The organism is Kingella negevensis, from assembly GCF_030177895.1.
Taxonomy (GTDB): Bacteria; Pseudomonadota; Gammaproteobacteria; order Burkholderiales; family Neisseriaceae; genus Kingella_C; species Kingella_C negevensis.
Window position 1 is genome coordinate 631,164 of sequence record NZ_CP123448.1, and the last position, 15,303, is coordinate 646,466.

Annotated in this window: 17 protein-coding genes and 1 pseudogene; 10 read left to right on the top strand and 8 right to left on the bottom strand. The window is 46.1% G+C overall.

Annotated features, from left to right (window positions below):
- The first annotated feature begins 18 nt into the window (after positions 1–18).
- From QEO93_RS03410 to QEO93_RS03420, 3 genes and pseudogenes are all read left to right on the top strand, one after another.
- Positions 19–691: pseudogene (locus QEO93_RS03410) on the top strand (IS1595 family transposase).
- A gap of 55 nt (positions 692–746) precedes the next feature.
- On the top strand, positions 747–2,786 hold the full coding sequence (locus QEO93_RS03415; protein ID WP_085815555.1) for an HsdM family class I SAM-dependent methyltransferase: 2,040 nt from the start codon (positions 747–749) through the stop codon (positions 2,784–2,786).
- Positions 2,787–2,803: 17 nt separating this feature from the next.
- On the top strand, positions 2,804–3,910 hold the full coding sequence (locus QEO93_RS03420; protein ID WP_085815556.1) for a restriction endonuclease subunit S: 1,107 nt from the start codon (positions 2,804–2,806) through the stop codon (positions 3,908–3,910).
- 311 nt (positions 3,911–4,221) lie between these two features.
- Here QEO93_RS03420 and apbC read toward each other — a convergent pair whose 3' ends face one another.
- The 3 genes from apbC to QEO93_RS03435 are packed head-to-tail and all read right to left on the bottom strand — an operon-like array spanning position 4,222 to position 6,498.
- Positions 4,222–5,262 carry an iron-sulfur cluster carrier protein ApbC gene (apbC, locus tag QEO93_RS03425; protein WP_085815557.1) on the bottom strand — a complete coding sequence of 347 codons (1,041 nt, stop codon included), beginning with the start codon at positions 5,260–5,262 and terminating at the stop codon, positions 4,222–4,224.
- 18 nt (positions 5,263–5,280) lie between these two features.
- On the bottom strand, positions 5,281–5,466 hold the full coding sequence (locus tag QEO93_RS03430; protein ID WP_032136762.1) for a hypothetical protein: 186 nt from the start codon (positions 5,464–5,466) through the stop codon (positions 5,281–5,283).
- 15 nt (positions 5,467–5,481) lie between these two features.
- Positions 5,482–6,498, bottom strand: coding sequence for a tRNA dihydrouridine synthase (locus QEO93_RS03435; RefSeq protein ID WP_044250063.1), 1,017 nt, complete (start codon positions 6,496–6,498; stop codon positions 5,482–5,484).
- A gap of 155 nt (positions 6,499–6,653) precedes the next feature.
- On the opposite strand from QEO93_RS03435, the gene QEO93_RS03440 reads away from it, so the two are divergent.
- The gene (locus QEO93_RS03440) at positions 6,654–6,938 is read left to right on the top strand and encodes a restriction endonuclease subunit S (RefSeq protein ID WP_157686266.1); all 285 of its coding nucleotides are present in this window, start codon (positions 6,654–6,656) and stop codon (positions 6,936–6,938) included.
- 89 nt (positions 6,939–7,027) lie between these two features.
- Here QEO93_RS03440 and hpnE read toward each other — a convergent pair whose 3' ends face one another.
- The 4 genes from hpnE to hisS all read right to left on the bottom strand — a co-directional run bounded on the left by hpnE (position 7,028) and on the right by hisS (position 10,641).
- Entirely contained in the window at positions 7,028–8,314 is a 1,287-nt protein-coding gene (gene hpnE / locus QEO93_RS03445; protein ID WP_032136760.1) for a hydroxysqualene dehydroxylase HpnE, read from the bottom strand.
- 234 nt (positions 8,315–8,548) lie between these two features.
- Positions 8,549–8,734, bottom strand: a complete 186-nt coding sequence (locus tag QEO93_RS03450) for a hypothetical protein (protein ID WP_085815558.1) — start codon at positions 8,732–8,734, stop codon at positions 8,549–8,551.
- Positions 8,735–8,752: 18 nt separating this feature from the next.
- Positions 8,753–9,349: a YfgM family protein gene (locus QEO93_RS03455; RefSeq protein WP_032136800.1), complete on the bottom strand. Its 597-nt coding sequence runs from the start codon at positions 9,347–9,349 to the stop codon at positions 8,753–8,755.
- Positions 9,349–10,641, bottom strand: a complete 1,293-nt coding sequence (gene hisS, locus QEO93_RS03460) for a histidine--tRNA ligase (RefSeq protein WP_032136758.1) — start codon at positions 10,639–10,641, stop codon at positions 9,349–9,351. Before hisS ends, QEO93_RS03455 begins: the two co-directional genes overlap by 1 nt.
- A 186-nt stretch (positions 10,642–10,827) precedes the next feature.
- Here hisS and QEO93_RS03465 point away from each other — a divergent pair, with 186 nt between their 5' ends.
- The 3 genes from QEO93_RS03465 to QEO93_RS03475 all read left to right on the top strand — a co-directional run bounded on the left by QEO93_RS03465 (position 10,828) and on the right by QEO93_RS03475 (position 11,712).
- On the top strand, positions 10,828–10,983 hold the full coding sequence (locus QEO93_RS03465) for a hypothetical protein (protein WP_284627615.1): 156 nt from the start codon (positions 10,828–10,830) through the stop codon (positions 10,981–10,983).
- Positions 10,984–11,214, top strand: a complete 231-nt coding sequence (locus QEO93_RS03470; protein ID WP_032136757.1) for a penicillin-binding transpeptidase domain-containing protein — start codon at positions 10,984–10,986, stop codon at positions 11,212–11,214. It begins immediately after the preceding gene.
- Between the two features lie 87 nt (positions 11,215–11,301).
- Positions 11,302–11,712, top strand: coding sequence for a hypothetical protein (locus QEO93_RS03475; protein ID WP_085815559.1), 411 nt, complete (start codon positions 11,302–11,304; stop codon positions 11,710–11,712).
- A gap of 48 nt (positions 11,713–11,760) precedes the next feature.
- Here QEO93_RS03475 and QEO93_RS03480 read toward each other — a convergent pair whose 3' ends face one another.
- Positions 11,761–12,846, bottom strand: a complete 1,086-nt coding sequence (locus QEO93_RS03480; RefSeq protein WP_032136799.1) for a metallophosphoesterase — start codon at positions 12,844–12,846, stop codon at positions 11,761–11,763.
- A 106-nt stretch (positions 12,847–12,952) separates the two neighbouring features.
- Between QEO93_RS03480 and QEO93_RS03485 the strand changes: the two genes are divergently transcribed.
- The 3 genes from QEO93_RS03485 to QEO93_RS03495 all read left to right on the top strand — a co-directional run bounded on the left by QEO93_RS03485 (position 12,953) and on the right by QEO93_RS03495 (position 15,200).
- Complete coding sequence (locus QEO93_RS03485; protein ID WP_032136755.1) at positions 12,953–13,840, top strand: Dyp-type peroxidase; 888 nt, start codon at positions 12,953–12,955, stop codon at positions 13,838–13,840.
- Positions 13,841–14,028: 188 nt separating this feature from the next.
- Positions 14,029–14,466, top strand: coding sequence for a ribosomal protein S18-alanine N-acetyltransferase (gene rimI / locus QEO93_RS03490; RefSeq protein ID WP_032136754.1), 438 nt, complete (start codon positions 14,029–14,031; stop codon positions 14,464–14,466).
- Positions 14,460–15,200, top strand: a complete 741-nt coding sequence (locus QEO93_RS03495) for a uracil-DNA glycosylase family protein (protein ID WP_032136753.1) — start codon at positions 14,460–14,462, stop codon at positions 15,198–15,200. The genes rimI and QEO93_RS03495 overlap by 7 nt, the downstream gene beginning before the upstream one ends.
- The last annotated feature ends 103 nt before the right edge of the window (positions 15,201–15,303 follow it).

Sequence of the window (15,303 nt, forward strand, 5' to 3'; positions counted from 1 at the left end):
TAAGTTAGAATTATCCCTATGAGAAAAAGTCGTCTAAGTCAGTACAAACAAAACAAACTCATTGAGCTATTTGTTGCAGGTGTAACCGCAAGAACAGCAGCAGAGTTAGTAGGTGTTAATAAAAATACAGCAGCCTATTATTTTCATCGTTTACGATTACTTATCTATCAAAACAGTCCACATTGAGAAATGTTTGATGGCAAAGTAGAAGCAGATGAAAGTTATTTCGGTGGACAACGTAAAGGCAAACGCGGTCGCGGTGCTGCTGGAAAAGTCACTGTATTCGGGCTTTTGAAGCGAAATGGTAAGGTTTATACGGTTACTGTACCGAATACTCAAACCGCTACTTTATTGCCTATTATCCGTGAACAAGTGAAACCTGACAGCATTGTTTATACGGATTGTTATCGTAGCTATGATGTATTAGATGTGAGCGACAAAGCCATTTTAGCTTCGCTGAAACTTCGTTTTCGTATCAATCACAGCACACATTTTGCTGAACGACAAAACCATATCAACGGAATTGAGCACTTTTGTAATCAAGCAAAAACGTCATTTACGTAAATTTAACGGCATTCCCAAAGAGCATTTTGAGCTGTATTTAAAGGCGTGCGAATGGCGTTTTAACAACAGTGAGATAAAAGTTCAAGTTTCCATTTTAAAACAATTAGTAAAATCAAGTTTATCCTAGTTATCTAGGATAGCCCCATAATTTAATTCCAACTCAATGTAACGAAAGCACCCAAATGGCAAAATCCAACATTACCTACAAATTAGAATCTGACATCAACGATTTCGTCAAAGCAGAATTTAGTCGCTTAAATCTACAAAAACATCAAGATTACAACGAAGAATCCGCCATGTCGGATTATCTCAAAGAAGCCCTAAAAGGCTCTGCCAAAACCCAAAACAAAACCAATTTTGGCAAACCCGATTTTCACGTTGAAAAATACGCAATTAAAGGCAAGAAAATCCCCATTATTATTGAAAACAAATTAGGCTTGAAAAAACTGGCAAGCCAAACCAAAGACGGCTTAAAATTTGATGATAAAAGCATTGCCAATTTTGCCGTAAATGGCGCGTTGTATTACGCGCAAAATATGATTGGCAGCGAAAAATATCACGAAGTTATCGCTATTGGCATTGCTGGCGACAATCCCGAAAACATCGCTATTTCCGTTTACTATGTGTTCGGGCAGTCTGAAAAAGCGCACAAGCATTTAGAAAATGTCAAAACTTTGGATTTTTTGGAAAATCAAACCAGTTTTGAAGAATTTTACAAAAACGCGGTATTGAGCGAAGAAGAAAAACATCAAATCCTGATTCGCAGCCAAGCCGAATTGCAAGCCTACGCCAAAAAATTGAACAAACTCATGCACAACCACAACATTACCGCGCCACAGCGCGTATTGTATGTATCGGGAATGCTGCTTGCCATGCAAGACATTCACGACCAAAACGGCAAAAAATTAGGCGAAGGCTTAACGCCCCATGATTTAAAAGGCTCGCAACTGGCACAAAAGCGCGACGGCATTTTAATTACCGACCAAATCAACGAATTTTTACAACATCGCGGCATTAAAGCAGAAAAACACAAACTCATGCTGGCTTCATTTAGCGAAATTTCCAAAGACGTACAACGCGATGAACCCACAGAAAATGACAAAGAAATCGCCCATTTGCTAGACAGCGACAGCAGCACCAATAAACAAGTTTTCACATTTATTTATGAAAACATCTTCAAATCCATTGACGGCTTTGGCGGACACATTGACATCATGGGCGAAATGTATTCCGAATTTTTGAAATACGCATTGGGCGACGGCAAAGAAATCGGCATCGTTTTAACACCGCCCTACGTTACCAAAATGATGGCGCAAATGCTCAACATCAAAGCCAATAACAAAGTAATGGATTTGGCGACAGGTTCAGCAGGTTTCTTAATTTCCGCCATGGAATTGATGATTCAAGATGCCGAAAACCAATTCGCCAAAGGCTCAACGGCTGCCGAAAATTTAATCAGCGACATCAAACAAAACCGCTTATTAGGCGTGGAATTGAATGCCGAAATGTACACACTCGCCGCCACCAACATGATTTTGCGTGGTGACGGTTCAAGTCGCATTGAAAAAGGCAGCGCGTTCAATCGCCCTGAATCATTGTTTAGCGAATTTCAGGCAGACTGCTTGTTGCTCAATCCGCCCTTTTCTTACGAAGAAAACGGAATGCCATTTATCAAATACGGTTTAAGCAAAATGCAAAAAGACGGCTTGGGCGCAATCATCATTCAAGACAGCGCAGGCAGTGGCAAAGCCGCGATGTCCAACCAAGAAATTTTAAAATCGCATACCCTACTCGCTTCTATCAAAATGCCAACCGATTTATTTCAGCCAATGGCAGGCGTACAAACCAGCATTTACATTTTCAAAGCTGGCACACCGCACGATGTAGAACAACCTGTTAAATTTATTGATTTTTCCAACGACGGCTACAAACGCACCGAACGCGGCTTGCGCGAATTGGACAACCCCGAACAACGCTATGCCGACATTGTGAAAATCTACAAGGCAGGCAAAAACGCCAAAGTGTCTGCCGAATTGTGGAACTTGGACGATGTGTATGTGGAAGATTTCATCACGCTAGGCGGCGCGGACTGGAATTTCTCGCAACACAAAAAAATTGATGCCAAACCCACGATTGCCGATTTCAAAAAAACGGTTGCCGATTATTTGACTTGGGAAGTGTCGCAACTGTTGGCGCAGCAAGGCGATGATTTGGGAAAGTAGAAAGCCACTTGCAGGAAATGGAAAACGCATTTTTGGCAAGTGGCGGAGAATTTGTGTTTAAAAAAGTCGGTTCATTATTTGACATCAATCCAACCAAAAATTACGGATTAACCAATGATGATTTATTCCGAGAAAAAGGCACAACACCTGTTGTCGTCAATTCCAGTATCAATAATGGCATTGGTGGATATGTGGCACGAAAACCCACAGAAACAGGCAATATGATTACATTTAGCGATACCACAACTTCGGACAGCATTTTTTATCAGCCAAATGATTTTATCGGCTATTCACACGTTCAAGGCATAAAACCAAAAAATCACCATGAGCAATGGAATAAACACACTTTGCATTATTTTGTGGCGATTTTTCGAGCAGCAACCAAAGGATTATTTAATTATGGCAACAAATTTAATCGCGAAAATGCACGAGAAATTGAAGTTTGCCTACCTGAAAAAAATGGTGAAATCGCCTTTGATTACATGGAACGCTTTGTTCAGCAACTGCGCGCGGAACGCGCGCAGGAACTGCGCGCTTTTTTGAAATTGTCAAATCTTACCGATGTAAACTTGAGTAAAGACGAAGAAAACGCATTGGCGCAGCTTTCAGGCAGCCTGAATTGGAAAATGTTTAATTTAAAAGAATTATTCGGTTCAGCCACGCGCGGCAAACGCTTAAAAAGTGATGATCGCATTTCAGGCAGCCTGCCATTTGTTACGGCTGGCGAAGCCAGTACAGGCATTTCCGCATTTATTGGTAATTCGGTTGATGTATTCAAATCCAATACGGTTACGATTGATATGTTTGGTTCAGCGAAATACCGCAATTATGAATACGGCGCAGATGACCACATTGCTGTTGTGCATACTGATAAAATCGCCAAACATGCGGTTTTATTTGCCACTGCCGCCATGCACAAAGTCGCCAACGCAGGACAATTCAGCTATTCGCGCAATTTCTACGCCAAAGATGCCGATGAATTAAACATTATGCTGCCTGAAAAAGACGGCGAACCCGATTGGGAATTCATGGCATTGATTGGACGTGCAATTGAAAAATGCGTGATTGCCGATGTTGTCGCATTCAACGAGCGCGAAATGGCAGCGTATGAGCAAGTGATTTAAATAAACTGACAGTCTTAATCCAGGCTGCTTTTTTTACAAATTTGGCTTTTTTGTTAAGGATAGAGTTTATCCCATAAGTATAGTGGATTAAATTTAGATTAGGACAAGGCGACAACGACCACCGTGTACACCTAGTACATAAGGGAGTTGGCAACGCTGTACTAATCTAAATTTAATTCACTATACTATAAATGGTGCGTGAAATTGAGAAATGTCGGATACAAGTATCCGACCTACGAATATGGAATTCCCACGCCAAAATAGCAATAAAAATGCAGCCTGAAAATATTTTCAGGCTGCATTTTTATGTATTACTCAACAACAATTTTTGGAAACTTACTACTAAAATCACGTCCCTTATCCGAAATACTCAACGCAATCGCAAACGCTGATTGCGTATAAATTTGCGCCACAGCTTCATGCTCCGCTTGCAATTTACCTGCTTCGCCCACGTCCATCGCTTCACGAACAGGTAAACTCAACGGCAGTTGTCCCAACAAAGGCACACCCAATTTTTCCGCCAAGTTTTTGCCGCCGTCCGCGCCAAAAATCGCTTCGTGATGACCGCAGTTGCTGCAAATATGCACCGACATATTTTCCAAAACGCCCATAATCGGAATGTTCACTTTGTGGAACATATCCACGGCTTTACGCGCGTCAATCAGAGCGATGTCTTGCGGCGTGGTTACGACTACCGAACCCGTTACAGGGATTTTTTGCGACAGGGTTAATTGAATATCACTCGTGCCAGGTGGCAAGTCAATGAACAAATAATCCACGTCGTCCCATTGGCTTTGGAACAATAATTGTTGCAGGGCTTGCGATACCATCGGGCCGCGCCAAATCACGGCTTGGTCAGTGTCCACCAAAAAGCCGATAGACATCACTTGAATGCCGTCTGCGTTCACGATGGGGATTAAGTGGTTATCTTGGTGGGTAGGTTGCACGTTTGCCACACCGAGCATGGTGGGCTGGCTTGGACCGTACAAATCCGCGTCCAACACGCCAACGCGTGCGCCCATTCTTGCCATGGCAGTGGCTAGGTTGGCGGTGGTGGTGGATTTGCCCACACCGCCTTTGCCCGAAGCTACGGCAATGATGTTTTTCACGCCTGCAATGGTTTTCACACCGTTTTGCACTTTGTGCGCCATGATTTTTTGACGAATTTCTAATTCAACGGGTTTGCCTGTGGCTTCGGCAATGGATTGTTTTAATTCATCTTTGATGTGTTGCACGGGAAAGCCAAATTGCAGCACCACTTTCAGGCTGCCTGAAATTTCTTCGGCTGAAACAATGGCTTTTTCGCTGCCTAATGTGCGGCAGTTGCGTGGGATTTTGATATTTTCTAACATGAATGTTCCTTTGCTTTGTTATGCAGTTGCGATAATAGTTTTCAGGCTGCCTGAAAGCAAGTTTTGAAGCCTTTTTTTTAATTGGGGTATTTTGTTTTCAGGCTGTAAACGGATTTTATGGAGCGTCGGCGGCTCGCCGACATATTTTTCAATAAAACAAACGTGATGATTAACGATAATGTCGGCGAGCTGCCGACGCTCCATTTTGTTGTTGTGTATTCACGCAGCCTGAAAACTGTGCAGCACTTCACGAATTTCATCTGCTTCGCGCAATATGCGAATGGCATCAAATAATTGTTGCGCTTCGGGATAGGCTTTTTTCATCATGCCGAACCATTGCTTGAGCCGTGCCACGGCGTATTTCCCATTCGGTTCTTTGGCAAAACATAGGTCAAAAAATAAGCGAATCCAATCCATGATTTCTTCGTTAAACGTGGCAGCCTGAACGCTCTCACCGCGCAAATATTGTTTGATTTGTCGCGCCAAATCAGGGCGAATCACTGCGCCACGCCCAATCATCACATCATCGCAACCACTGGCTTCGCGAATATCTATATAGTCTTGCAGCGTGAACACGTCGCCATTGGCAACCACGGGAATGCTGACGCTTTCGCGAATGGTGCGCACCCAACCCCAATGCGCTGGCGGTTCGTAGCCTTCTACTTTGGTTCGGGCGTGAACGGTTAAAACGCTTGCGCCGCCGTTGGCAATCGCGGCGGCGTTTTCCAAAGCCAAATCGGTGTTTTCAAAACCGAGCCGCATTTTGCCTGTGAGCGTGATGTTTTCAGGCAGCCTTTCGCGCAGGGTTTTGGTGATTTGATACACGCGCTCTGGTTCTTTGAGCAAAACTGCGCCACCTTGGTGTTTGTTTACGGTGGGAGCTGGGCAGCCGAAGTTCAAATCAATCGCGGTTACGCCAAAACGCACGGCTTCTAACGCGTTGGTTGCCATGATGTCGGGGTCGCTGCCGAGAATTTGCGTGGTGCAGGGTACGCCTGAAAAGGTGCGGTTTTGGTTGGCGATTTCGGGGACGTAGCGCAGCCATGTGGCGCGTGAGTGTATGGTGTGCGTGATGCGGACAAATTCACTCACGCATTCGTCAAAGCCGCCAATGCGTGTGAGTAGGTCGCGCATGGGGTCATCACAGAGACCTTGCATGGGGGCTAAAATTAACCTACTATTTTCTTTATTTTCAATAATTTGATTGTTTTTTATCAATTTTTCTTCAAAAATCATTTCTATTTTTCTCAACCATTTTCCATTATTTTTAGGTATTTTCGGCTTTTTCTTGTACCATATTTGCACCATTTTTGACATTAGGGAGTATGGTGCAATGGGTTCTATTTTAAAACGCGTAAACCGTTTATGCTTTAACTGTTGATAAAAATATTGTGCTACCTAAGTTTGTTTTGTATTTATTACAGAGTAGTTCAGTCATTTCCAAAATTGACTCGGCTACCATGGGTTCAACAGTGAAAAGCACTGCGATGGCTGACTTGAAAAGAGTTCAAATCCCAATCCCACCGCTAGAAATTCAAGCCAAAACCGTAGAAATGTTGGACAAATTCGATACCCTAGTCAATTCCACCACAGAAGGACTGCCACGAGAAATGGAATTGCGTCAAAAACAATTTGAGTATTACCGCGCAAAACTACTAGATTTCCCACACGAATAAAAAAGCAGCCTGAAAAAATCACAAAAATAGTGCATCGGTGGCTCGCTGACAAACATTCACATTCATCAGCGAGCCGCAGATAAGCCAAATCACGCAGTCTGAAACCGCGCCAACAACCCACGCGCCGCGGCTTGCCCACTCAACACCGCCGCTTCCAACGTGGCAGGATAACGCGCATGCAGCCAATCGCCCGCCAACCAAATCCCCCGCGCATTCAAATCACCCATTTCAGGCAGCGTGCGGTTTACCGTGCTGGCAATCGTAGCGCGTTTTTCCGTGATGACTTGCTGCGCAATCGGCGCACCCACATCAGGGCAAACGCGCAAAACGTCTTCATGCACGCGCGCCGCCCAATCCGTTTTCAGGCTGCCTGAAACATCATCCGACACACTCACCACCGCCGCGATTTCATTTGCACCATTCAAACGCGAGCGGTCAATCAGCCATTGCGCCGTGCCTTGCGTGAAACCCGTCATCAATGCAGGCAGCCTGAAAGCGTGTTCATATTTCAGATAAACCGTTGTAATCGCATGATATTCTAGCTGCGCAACCGCTTCGCGCACCGAAACCCCCAAGTTTTCAGGCAGCAACTGCAGCAAATGATAAGGCGCAACGGCAATAATCACGGCATCAAAAATCTCCCCATTTATCACACAATCGCAGCCTGAAAAACCAATTTCGCGCACACGCGTTTCAGGCTGCCATTTCGCGCCGTGTTGCTGCGCGTATCGCAAAACGGGTTCGGCAAACACGCTGCCCAAATCTTCACGCGGAATCAGGTAATCGCTGGCGGCGCGGCTTGCCCACACGCCATCTGTCATTACGTTGCACAAACGCTGAATGCTGGCGCGTTCTAGCGGCGTGTTCAATGCGCCCCACACCATCGGCAGCCAAAATTCATCGCGCCATTTTTGTGGGACACGGTTCGCGTCCAGCCACGATTGCACGGATTGGTCGGGCAGATTTTTTTTGTGGTGCGACTGCAAGGCTTGCATTTGCTGCAATAGGGAGATTTTTTCAGGCAGCATGGCGTTTTTTGCGCCTAACACCGCGAACAGCAAATTCAAAGGCGCAGGTAAGTTTTTCGCAGCCTGAAACTGTACGCCGTCTGCTAAATGCCATTGCAAGGGTTGGCGCACGAATGCGGTTTCAAGGTTCACGCCTGCGGTTTGTAGCAGCCTGAAAATGGCTTGGTACGCGCCAATCAGCAAATGTTGCCCGTTGTCAGCAAAGGAAAACGGCTCGGCGGTTACGCTGCGCGCGCGTCCGCCTGCAATGCGGCTGGCTTCAAATAGGGTAACTTGGGTGTGAGACGCGAGGGTTGCGGCGGCGGAGAGTCCTGCCCAACCTGCGCCAATAATGGCGACTTTTTTCATAAGGGAATTTTTCAGGCTGCTTTTATTGGATAAAAAAACAACTTCTTGGGTAAGCAAGAAGTTGTTTCTAGGTCGTGCGAACAGTTTGGGTGTGTAGTGCTTTTGCAGCTAAAAACGCCCAGTTCAAGAAAAAATATGAGTCAATGCCACCCATTGGCGAATATTTTTGACGCAGAAATGGGTGTTTTTAGCGCAACAAGCAATCACGCACAAACTGTTCGCACGAACTAATAATTACTGCGCTTCTTTTTCGATTTTCTCAGCTTCGTTGTCTACCGCTTTTTGTAAATCGCCAGTCGCTTTCACGCCTTTATCGCGCGTTTGCAAAACTTGTTCATCTACAGACTTGGTAGCAGAATCATCGCCGCCACAAGATGCTAAAAGCAATGCAGCAGAAAGTAAAACGACCATTTTTTTCATGATTTCATCCCTCACTGGTTATAACAAATTCGCTTTCACTTGCACTAATTCACGGCTTGGCGAACCTTCAGGCAGCTTGTCCAACGCTAATTTATACGCGTCTGCCGCTTCTTTGGTTTTGCCTTGCGCCGCCAACACATCGCCTTTGATTTCGTTCATCACAGGCGCGAAACTGTCATCAACGGGCGTGTTCAACACCGCCAACGCATCATCAAATTTCTTTTGTTGCAGCAACACATTAGCCAAATTTTGCGCCGCTTGCGCTTGGAAAACGGGGGCTTGTTGGTTCGCTAAAACCCAGCGATAAGCTGTCGCTGCTTCGTCCAATTTACCTGCGTTAAACAACGTTTGCGCCGTTTCTAAAGTGGCAGCTGCTGTGGCAGGGCTTTTCGTGTGCGCTGCTTGCAATGCTGCCAATTTCGCCGTATCGCCTTTCACTTGGCTGGCTGTTGTTGCCGCCGCTTCGTTGCCTTTGCGAACTTGACCCTTATAAATCACATTACCCAAATAGCCCAAAGCCGCCGCAACCAAAGTCGCCACAACCCATTTACCGCCATTTTCCCAATAATGTTTAACATTTTCAATTTCTTGTAATTCTTCGTGATGTGAAGACATCATTTGCTCCATTCGTTAATTTGTGAAATCATTTGCGCGACAGGCACGGTAATTTGCCCATTTTCGCTACGCAAATCTTTGATTGTAACCGTATTTTCTTCCACTTCGCTTTCCGCGATAATCAAGCCAAAACGTGCGCCCGATTGGTCAGCTCGTTTGAATTGATTTTTCAATTTCGTGCTGCCTGAAAATTGCGCCACATTGAAACCATTTTCGCGTAAATTTTGTGCCAATTTCATCGCCGCCAAAGTCGCACCATCGCCTTGCTGCATCACAAAAACATCAGGCGCATCTTCCACTTTCAGGCTGCCATAATCGCGCACCAACAGCAACAAACGCTCAATCCCCATCGCAAAACCGATAGAAGCCGCAGGTTTGCCGCCCAATTCTTCAATCAAACCATCGTAACGACCGCCGCCACAAACTGTCGCCTGTGCGCCCAATTTGTCCGTTGTCCACTCAAAAACCGTCTGATTGTAATAATCCAAACCACGCACCAAACGCGGATTTTCAACGTATTGAATACCCAAACCATCCAACAACGATTTAACCGTTTGATAATGTTTTTGTGAATCTTCGCCCAAAAAATCCACCAAACGCGGTGCATTGTTACAAATTTCTTGCAAATCAGGATTTTTCGTGTCTAGTAAACGCAACGGATTTTTCTCTAAACGAACCTTCTCTTCATCGCTCAATTTATCCGCGTATTGCGTGAAATATTCAACCAAAGCAGCACGATGCGCGGCGCGTTCTTCGCGGTTGCCCAAGCTGTTCAATTCCAACGTGAGATGTTCCAAAATGCCCAATTCGCGCCACAAATCGGCGCACATCGCGATGATTTCCGCGTCAATGTCCGCGTCCGCAAAACCCAACGCTTCAATGCCGACTTGATGAAATTGGCGGTAACGTCCTTTTTGTGGGCGTTCACGGCGGAACATTGCGCCCATGTACCACAATTTGCGCGGTGCATCGTGCAGCAGATTGTGTTCCACCACGGCGCGTAAACAGCTTGCCGTGCCTTCGGGACGCAAGGTCAAGCTCAATGTGTCGTTGCTGTCGGAAAACGTGTACATTTCTTTGCCGACTACGTCTGTTTCTTCGCCGATTGAGCGCACGAATAAGCCTGTTTGCTCCACAATCGGCGTGCGGATTTGGCTGTAACCAAATTTGCGCGTCCATTTTTGAATTTGATTTTCAAAGGCTTGCCAGTAAGCGGCGGTGAGTTTGAAATCTTTTTGTTCTACGGGTAAAAGGTCGTTCATGCCTTTTACGGATTGGATTTTTTGTGCCATTTTGTTGAATAAAATCTGTTTGAAAAATAGGTGCGATTATACCCGATTTTTCAGGCTAAAACGTATTTCACGCAGCCTGAAAATATTGATACAGCGTTGCCAACGTCCTTATGTGCTATTCGCACACGGCGGACGTTGTCGCCTTGTCTCATTTTTATTTTAATTCACTATATATTTTAACCGTTTGTGTATTCTGCTGCTTTATCCAAAGGTATGACACCAAACACGATGGTTAATGATGGAGCGATTACGATTGGAAAATGGTCGCCACAAAATGTAGATGAGACTTATCGCGGTATGATGACTTTGCGCCAAGCCATAACTGTGTCGCGCGATACGTAAATGTGCGTCTTGCTCAATGCTATGGGTCTGCCTTATTTGCTGAGTTACTTGCAAAGATTTGGTTTTAGAAAAGAGCAACTTTCTGTAGAGCCTGATATTTCTGTCGCTTTAGGTACAGCTTCAGCGACACCTTTGCAAGCCGCAGAAGGTTACGCTGCGTTTGCCAATGGTGGCTATAAAATTTCAGGTTATGTGATTGATAAAATTTACGATAGCAAAGGCAGCCATTGACAGCAGGGAAAAATGCGCCGCGCGCGATTGATAGAAAAAACGCCGCAGATATAACTTCCATGCTGCTTGATGTGGCGCAACGTGGTCATGGGCTACATTCGACTAATTAGATTAGGGCGTACTGATTTAGCTGTAGAAACTGGCTCAACTGAAGACAAAAAAGATGCTTGGTATGTAGGCTATTCACCGAAAATTGTTACAGCCGTTTATGTGGGGTATGACACACCTAAAACTATTGGCGCAAGAGCTTGGGGAGGTGTTGTGGCTGGTCCTGTTTGGGTGGATTATATGGGCTATGTGCTAAATGGCACGTCTGTTCCGCGCTTGGACGAAAATAGTCTTCGAAGACCAATCATCGCCAGCACTCATCTTGAAGGAGAAGTAGAGCTAATGCCTATTGAAAGACCTAAACGTCAAAGAGTAATTTCTAATGAAAGAGAGCTAAAACCTATAAACCAACCTAGTGGAAATGCTAAAGCAGTAAATGACCTGTTCTAGCCCACAAAAAAACGCAGCCTGAAACCCATTTTCAGGCTGCGTTCAAATTTATTCCCGACCTTTCACATCAATTACCCAAACTTCCGATTGCGACCCCAACCGAAACGGCACGCCCCAAAAGCCAAAACCCGAAGTCACAAAAAAGTGCGTCTGATTGATTTTGCCATAACCATACGCAATGCGGTTCAAATAACGCACAATAAAATTGGCTGGGAACACCTGTCCATTATGCACATGCCCTGAAACCTGCACATCAATTGGCAGTTCACTGTGTTCCGTTACTTCGTCAGGGCGATGGTCTAGCAAGAAAACAGGCTGCTGTGTGTTCACTTTTTGCAGCAAATCGCGCGTTTTCAAGCGGTTATGTTTCAAATTATCAGGGCGACCAACCACCCAAAAGTTATCGTCTACCCACACCGCTTCATCGTCCAGCACTGTAATCCCTGTCGCTTGAATTGCCTGCGTAATTGAATTGGTTTCACGATAATCGTGATTGCCCAACGTGGCATACACCCCTAACGGCGCGCGCAATTTTTGCAAATGCGGCTGCATGTTTTCCGCCAAATACGCCACCGTATCATCGTCCATAATGTCACCAGGTAACAAAATCACGTCCACTTTTTCTTGCTGCATAATGTCCGCCAGTTTGTCCAACTGACGTGCGCCCACTAATACGCCCAAATGCGTGTCCGCCGCCATGCCAATGCGAACAGGTTTTGCCATCGGCTTATCAATCGTGATTTCCGCATGGCGCACAATCGGCGTGTACGCGTTGTAAACCGCCAGCGTGAAGAAACCGAACAAAATCACGGGCGCAAGCAAACGCAAAGCGCGTTCACGTTTTTCAGGCTGCTTGAAAATCAAGCGGCAAACGTGTTCTAAAAACAGCACAATCAAGCTGGTAAACAAAGCAAACAGCAGCAAAACCATCCACGCGGCGGACAGTCGAAACATCAGATGAATGCGGAACATCAGCGCGGCAATCATCAGCCCGTTGCCAAAAAGAAACGTGGCGGCATACACGGCTTTGCGTTTTTTCGGCGAATGCACAGCAAACAGCCAAATCAGAAAACGCGCAAAACCATAAGTAAACGCTTGCAACACGACTAAAGTGAAAATAGAAAAAAACTTCATAAGTAATAAAATCAATAGAGTAAATAAAGAACGCGGATTGTATCACGCTTTCAGAATGCAGCCTGAAAACGGTATAATAGCCACACTCAAAACAAGGACAAAAACCATGAAATCTATTTTATTTAACGAACACGCCACACATGGCATTTTTATGGAAGCCGACATCACGCAGCCTGAAAACATCGCCGCCGCCAGTCGTGCTGCATTAGACGCACTTGCTGCTTTGCAAGCACGTTATCCTGAAGACAAAATTGGTTTAACGATTGCCTTTGGCGCAAACTTTTGGGGCAGCCTGAAACACCACGTCCAAGCCCCTGAATTGAAAAACTTTCCTGCATACGGCAAAGGCGCAACCCAAGCTCCAGCCACGCAACACGATTTGTTAATCCACATTCAATCGCAAAACCACGACAGCAATTTCACACTCGCGCAAGACGTATTAGCCGCATTTGGCGCAGCGATTAGCGTGAAAACCGAAACCCACGGATTCCGCCGCCACGAAGACCGTGGTTTAGACGGTTTTGTTGATGGTACAGAAAATCCGCACGGCGATGAAAAAATCCTGTCCACTGCTTGCAACGAACACGGCGGCAGCTACGTTTTAATGCAACGCTATCGCCACGACTTGCCCAAATGGAACGCGTACAGCGTCGCCGAGCAAGAAGAAAGCGTGGCGCGTAGCAAAATCGCCAACGAAGAATTTAGCAAAGACATGCGCCACCCACGCTCGCACATCGCCCGAACCAATATCAAAGAAGACGGCAAAGGCTTGAAAATCGTGCGCCGCAGTTTGCCTTATGGCAATGTTTCAGGCGAACACGGTTTAGCGTTTATCGCTTATGCCGCGCGGTTGCACAATATTGAAGCACAGTTGCAGCATATGTTTGGCGACGTGGCAGACGGTTTGACCGATTTGCTGCTGGAACGCCTGACTACTGCCATTTCAGGCGCGTATTACTTCGCCCCAAGCAAAGAAACTTTGCTCGATTTGTAACCGTAGGTTGAGCATTTATGCCCAACATCGCAGCCTGAAAACCTAAATAAAATAAACTTCCTGCAAATCCAAAATATTGCCGTAGGTTGGCTTTCTAAGCCGACAATTTCCATTCACGCAGCCTGAAAAAATGTTGGCTCAGAGAACCAACCTACAACGGTTTTGCAGCACACGCAGCCTGAAACCCCATGTTCTACATCCGTCCCTCAAAACCCAGCGATTTAACCGCATTACACACCCTAGATGTCGCCACAAACTCCTCCGCATGGTCGCCCGTGTGGTGGCAAGCCACGCTCACTTCACGGCACGACACCGTTTTAGTCGCCACAAACGACAACGACAGCATTGTCGGTTTCATCGCATGGCAACATGTTACAGACGAATGGGAACTGCACCTCATCGCCACGCAGCCTGAATACCGTAAACAAGGCATCGCCAGCACATTGCTGCAAAAAATGTTTCAGGCTGCCACAAAACACAACACCAGCCGCATTCTGTTAGAAGTGCGCCTGTCCAATCAAAACGCCCAGCAACTTTACACCCAACAAGGGTTCAGCCAAATCGCCGTGCGCCCACGCTATTATCGGGACGGCGAAGACGGCGTGATTATGGAAAAACTATGCTAAACAGCCGCTATGTTCATCTGCACGAAGCCCTTGGGTTAGGCGTGATGTGGCTCAATACCAACGCCAAAATCTTGCCGCAAACGCAGCCTGAAAAATCCAAATTGCCTTCCGCGCAAAAACCGATTGCCGCCGCCGTTCCGCAAAAAACGCCCACGCAAGCCGCCAGCAACGCCCGATTAGCAGCCTTGCAACGCGTCCGAGCACACAGCAATCCCGATTCAGGCAGCCTGAAAAATCTGCAACCAACCGCCCCCATTGCCGCGCCAACTGTTGCGCCAACTGCGCCTGTTTCCACACCCACGCCACGCGCCAAAGTGATGATAATCAGCGTGTGCGCGTCTCCAGCCGATGTGGTGGCAGGGAAATTATTTAGCGGCGAAGACGGCGCAATGCTTAACAAAATGCTTGGCGCGATTGGTCTGCAAAACAGCGATGCCTATCTCAGCACATGGCTCAAAGATTTGCCAGATTTCAACCCAAAACCGCCCACAGAAACCGTGATTGCCGCCACAGAACGCGTCGCGCAGGAATGGCGACAAAGTGGCGCAAGCAGTTTGCTGCTACTCGGCGATTTCTTTGACCGCGCTGACGTGCAGCAGCAACTCAATCAGTTTTCAGGCAGCGAGCAGCGTTTTCACATTCCGCACCCCATGCGGATTGTGAGCAATCCCAAACTCAAGCGCAGCGCGTGGGAAACGTTGCAGCAAATGCAGAAATTTCTTCAGGCAGCCTGAAAAATAGAAACATCATTTCGCGAAAAATCAAACGCATAAATATAAATTTGATGTAAGATTATTTCATTTTCAGGCAGCCTGAAAACCTTATTCTTAACCCTGT

Bases quoted from the DNA above. Each gene is read 5' to 3' on its own strand.
- hisS (WP_032136758.1), bottom strand. From the start codon at position 10,641: ATGGCACAAAAAATCCAATCCGTAAAAGGCATGAACGACCTTTTACCC.
- QEO93_RS03415 (WP_085815555.1), top strand. From the start codon at position 747: ATGGCAAAATCCAACATTACCTACAAATTAGAATCTGACATCAACGAT.
- QEO93_RS03420 (WP_085815556.1), top strand. From the start codon at position 2,804: ATGGAAAACGCATTTTTGGCAAGTGGCGGAGAATTTGTGTTTAAAAAA.
- QEO93_RS03455 (WP_032136800.1), bottom strand. From the start codon at position 9,349: ATGTCTTCACATCACGAAGAATTACAAGAAATTGAAAATGTTAAACAT.
- hpnE (WP_032136760.1), bottom strand. From the start codon at position 8,314: ATGAAAAAAGTCGCCATTATTGGCGCAGGTTGGGCAGGACTCTCCGCC.
- QEO93_RS03485 (WP_032136755.1), top strand. From the start codon at position 12,953: ATGAAATCTATTTTATTTAACGAACACGCCACACATGGCATTTTTATG.
- QEO93_RS03430 (WP_032136762.1), bottom strand. From the start codon at position 5,466: ATGGAGCGTCGGCAGCTCGCCGACATTATCGTTAATCATCACGTTTGT.
- QEO93_RS03470 (WP_032136757.1), top strand. From the start codon at position 10,984: ATGTGCGTCTTGCTCAATGCTATGGGTCTGCCTTATTTGCTGAGTTAC.
- QEO93_RS03480 (WP_032136799.1), bottom strand. From the start codon at position 12,846: ATGAAGTTTTTTTCTATTTTCACTTTAGTCGTGTTGCAAGCGTTTACT.
- rimI (WP_032136754.1), top strand. From the start codon at position 14,029: ATGTTCTACATCCGTCCCTCAAAACCCAGCGATTTAACCGCATTACAC.
- QEO93_RS03475 (WP_085815559.1), top strand. From the start codon at position 11,302: ATGGGCTACATTCGACTAATTAGATTAGGGCGTACTGATTTAGCTGTA.
- apbC (WP_085815557.1), bottom strand. From the start codon at position 5,262: ATGTTAGAAAATATCAAAATCCCACGCAACTGCCGCACATTAGGCAGC.
- QEO93_RS03435 (WP_044250063.1), bottom strand. From the start codon at position 6,498: ATGATTTTTGAAGAAAAATTGATAAAAAACAATCAAATTATTGAAAAT.
- QEO93_RS03450 (WP_085815558.1), bottom strand. From the start codon at position 8,734: ATGAAAAAAATGGTCGTTTTACTTTCTGCTGCATTGCTTTTAGCATCT.
- QEO93_RS03495 (WP_032136753.1), top strand. From the start codon at position 14,460: ATGCTAAACAGCCGCTATGTTCATCTGCACGAAGCCCTTGGGTTAGGC.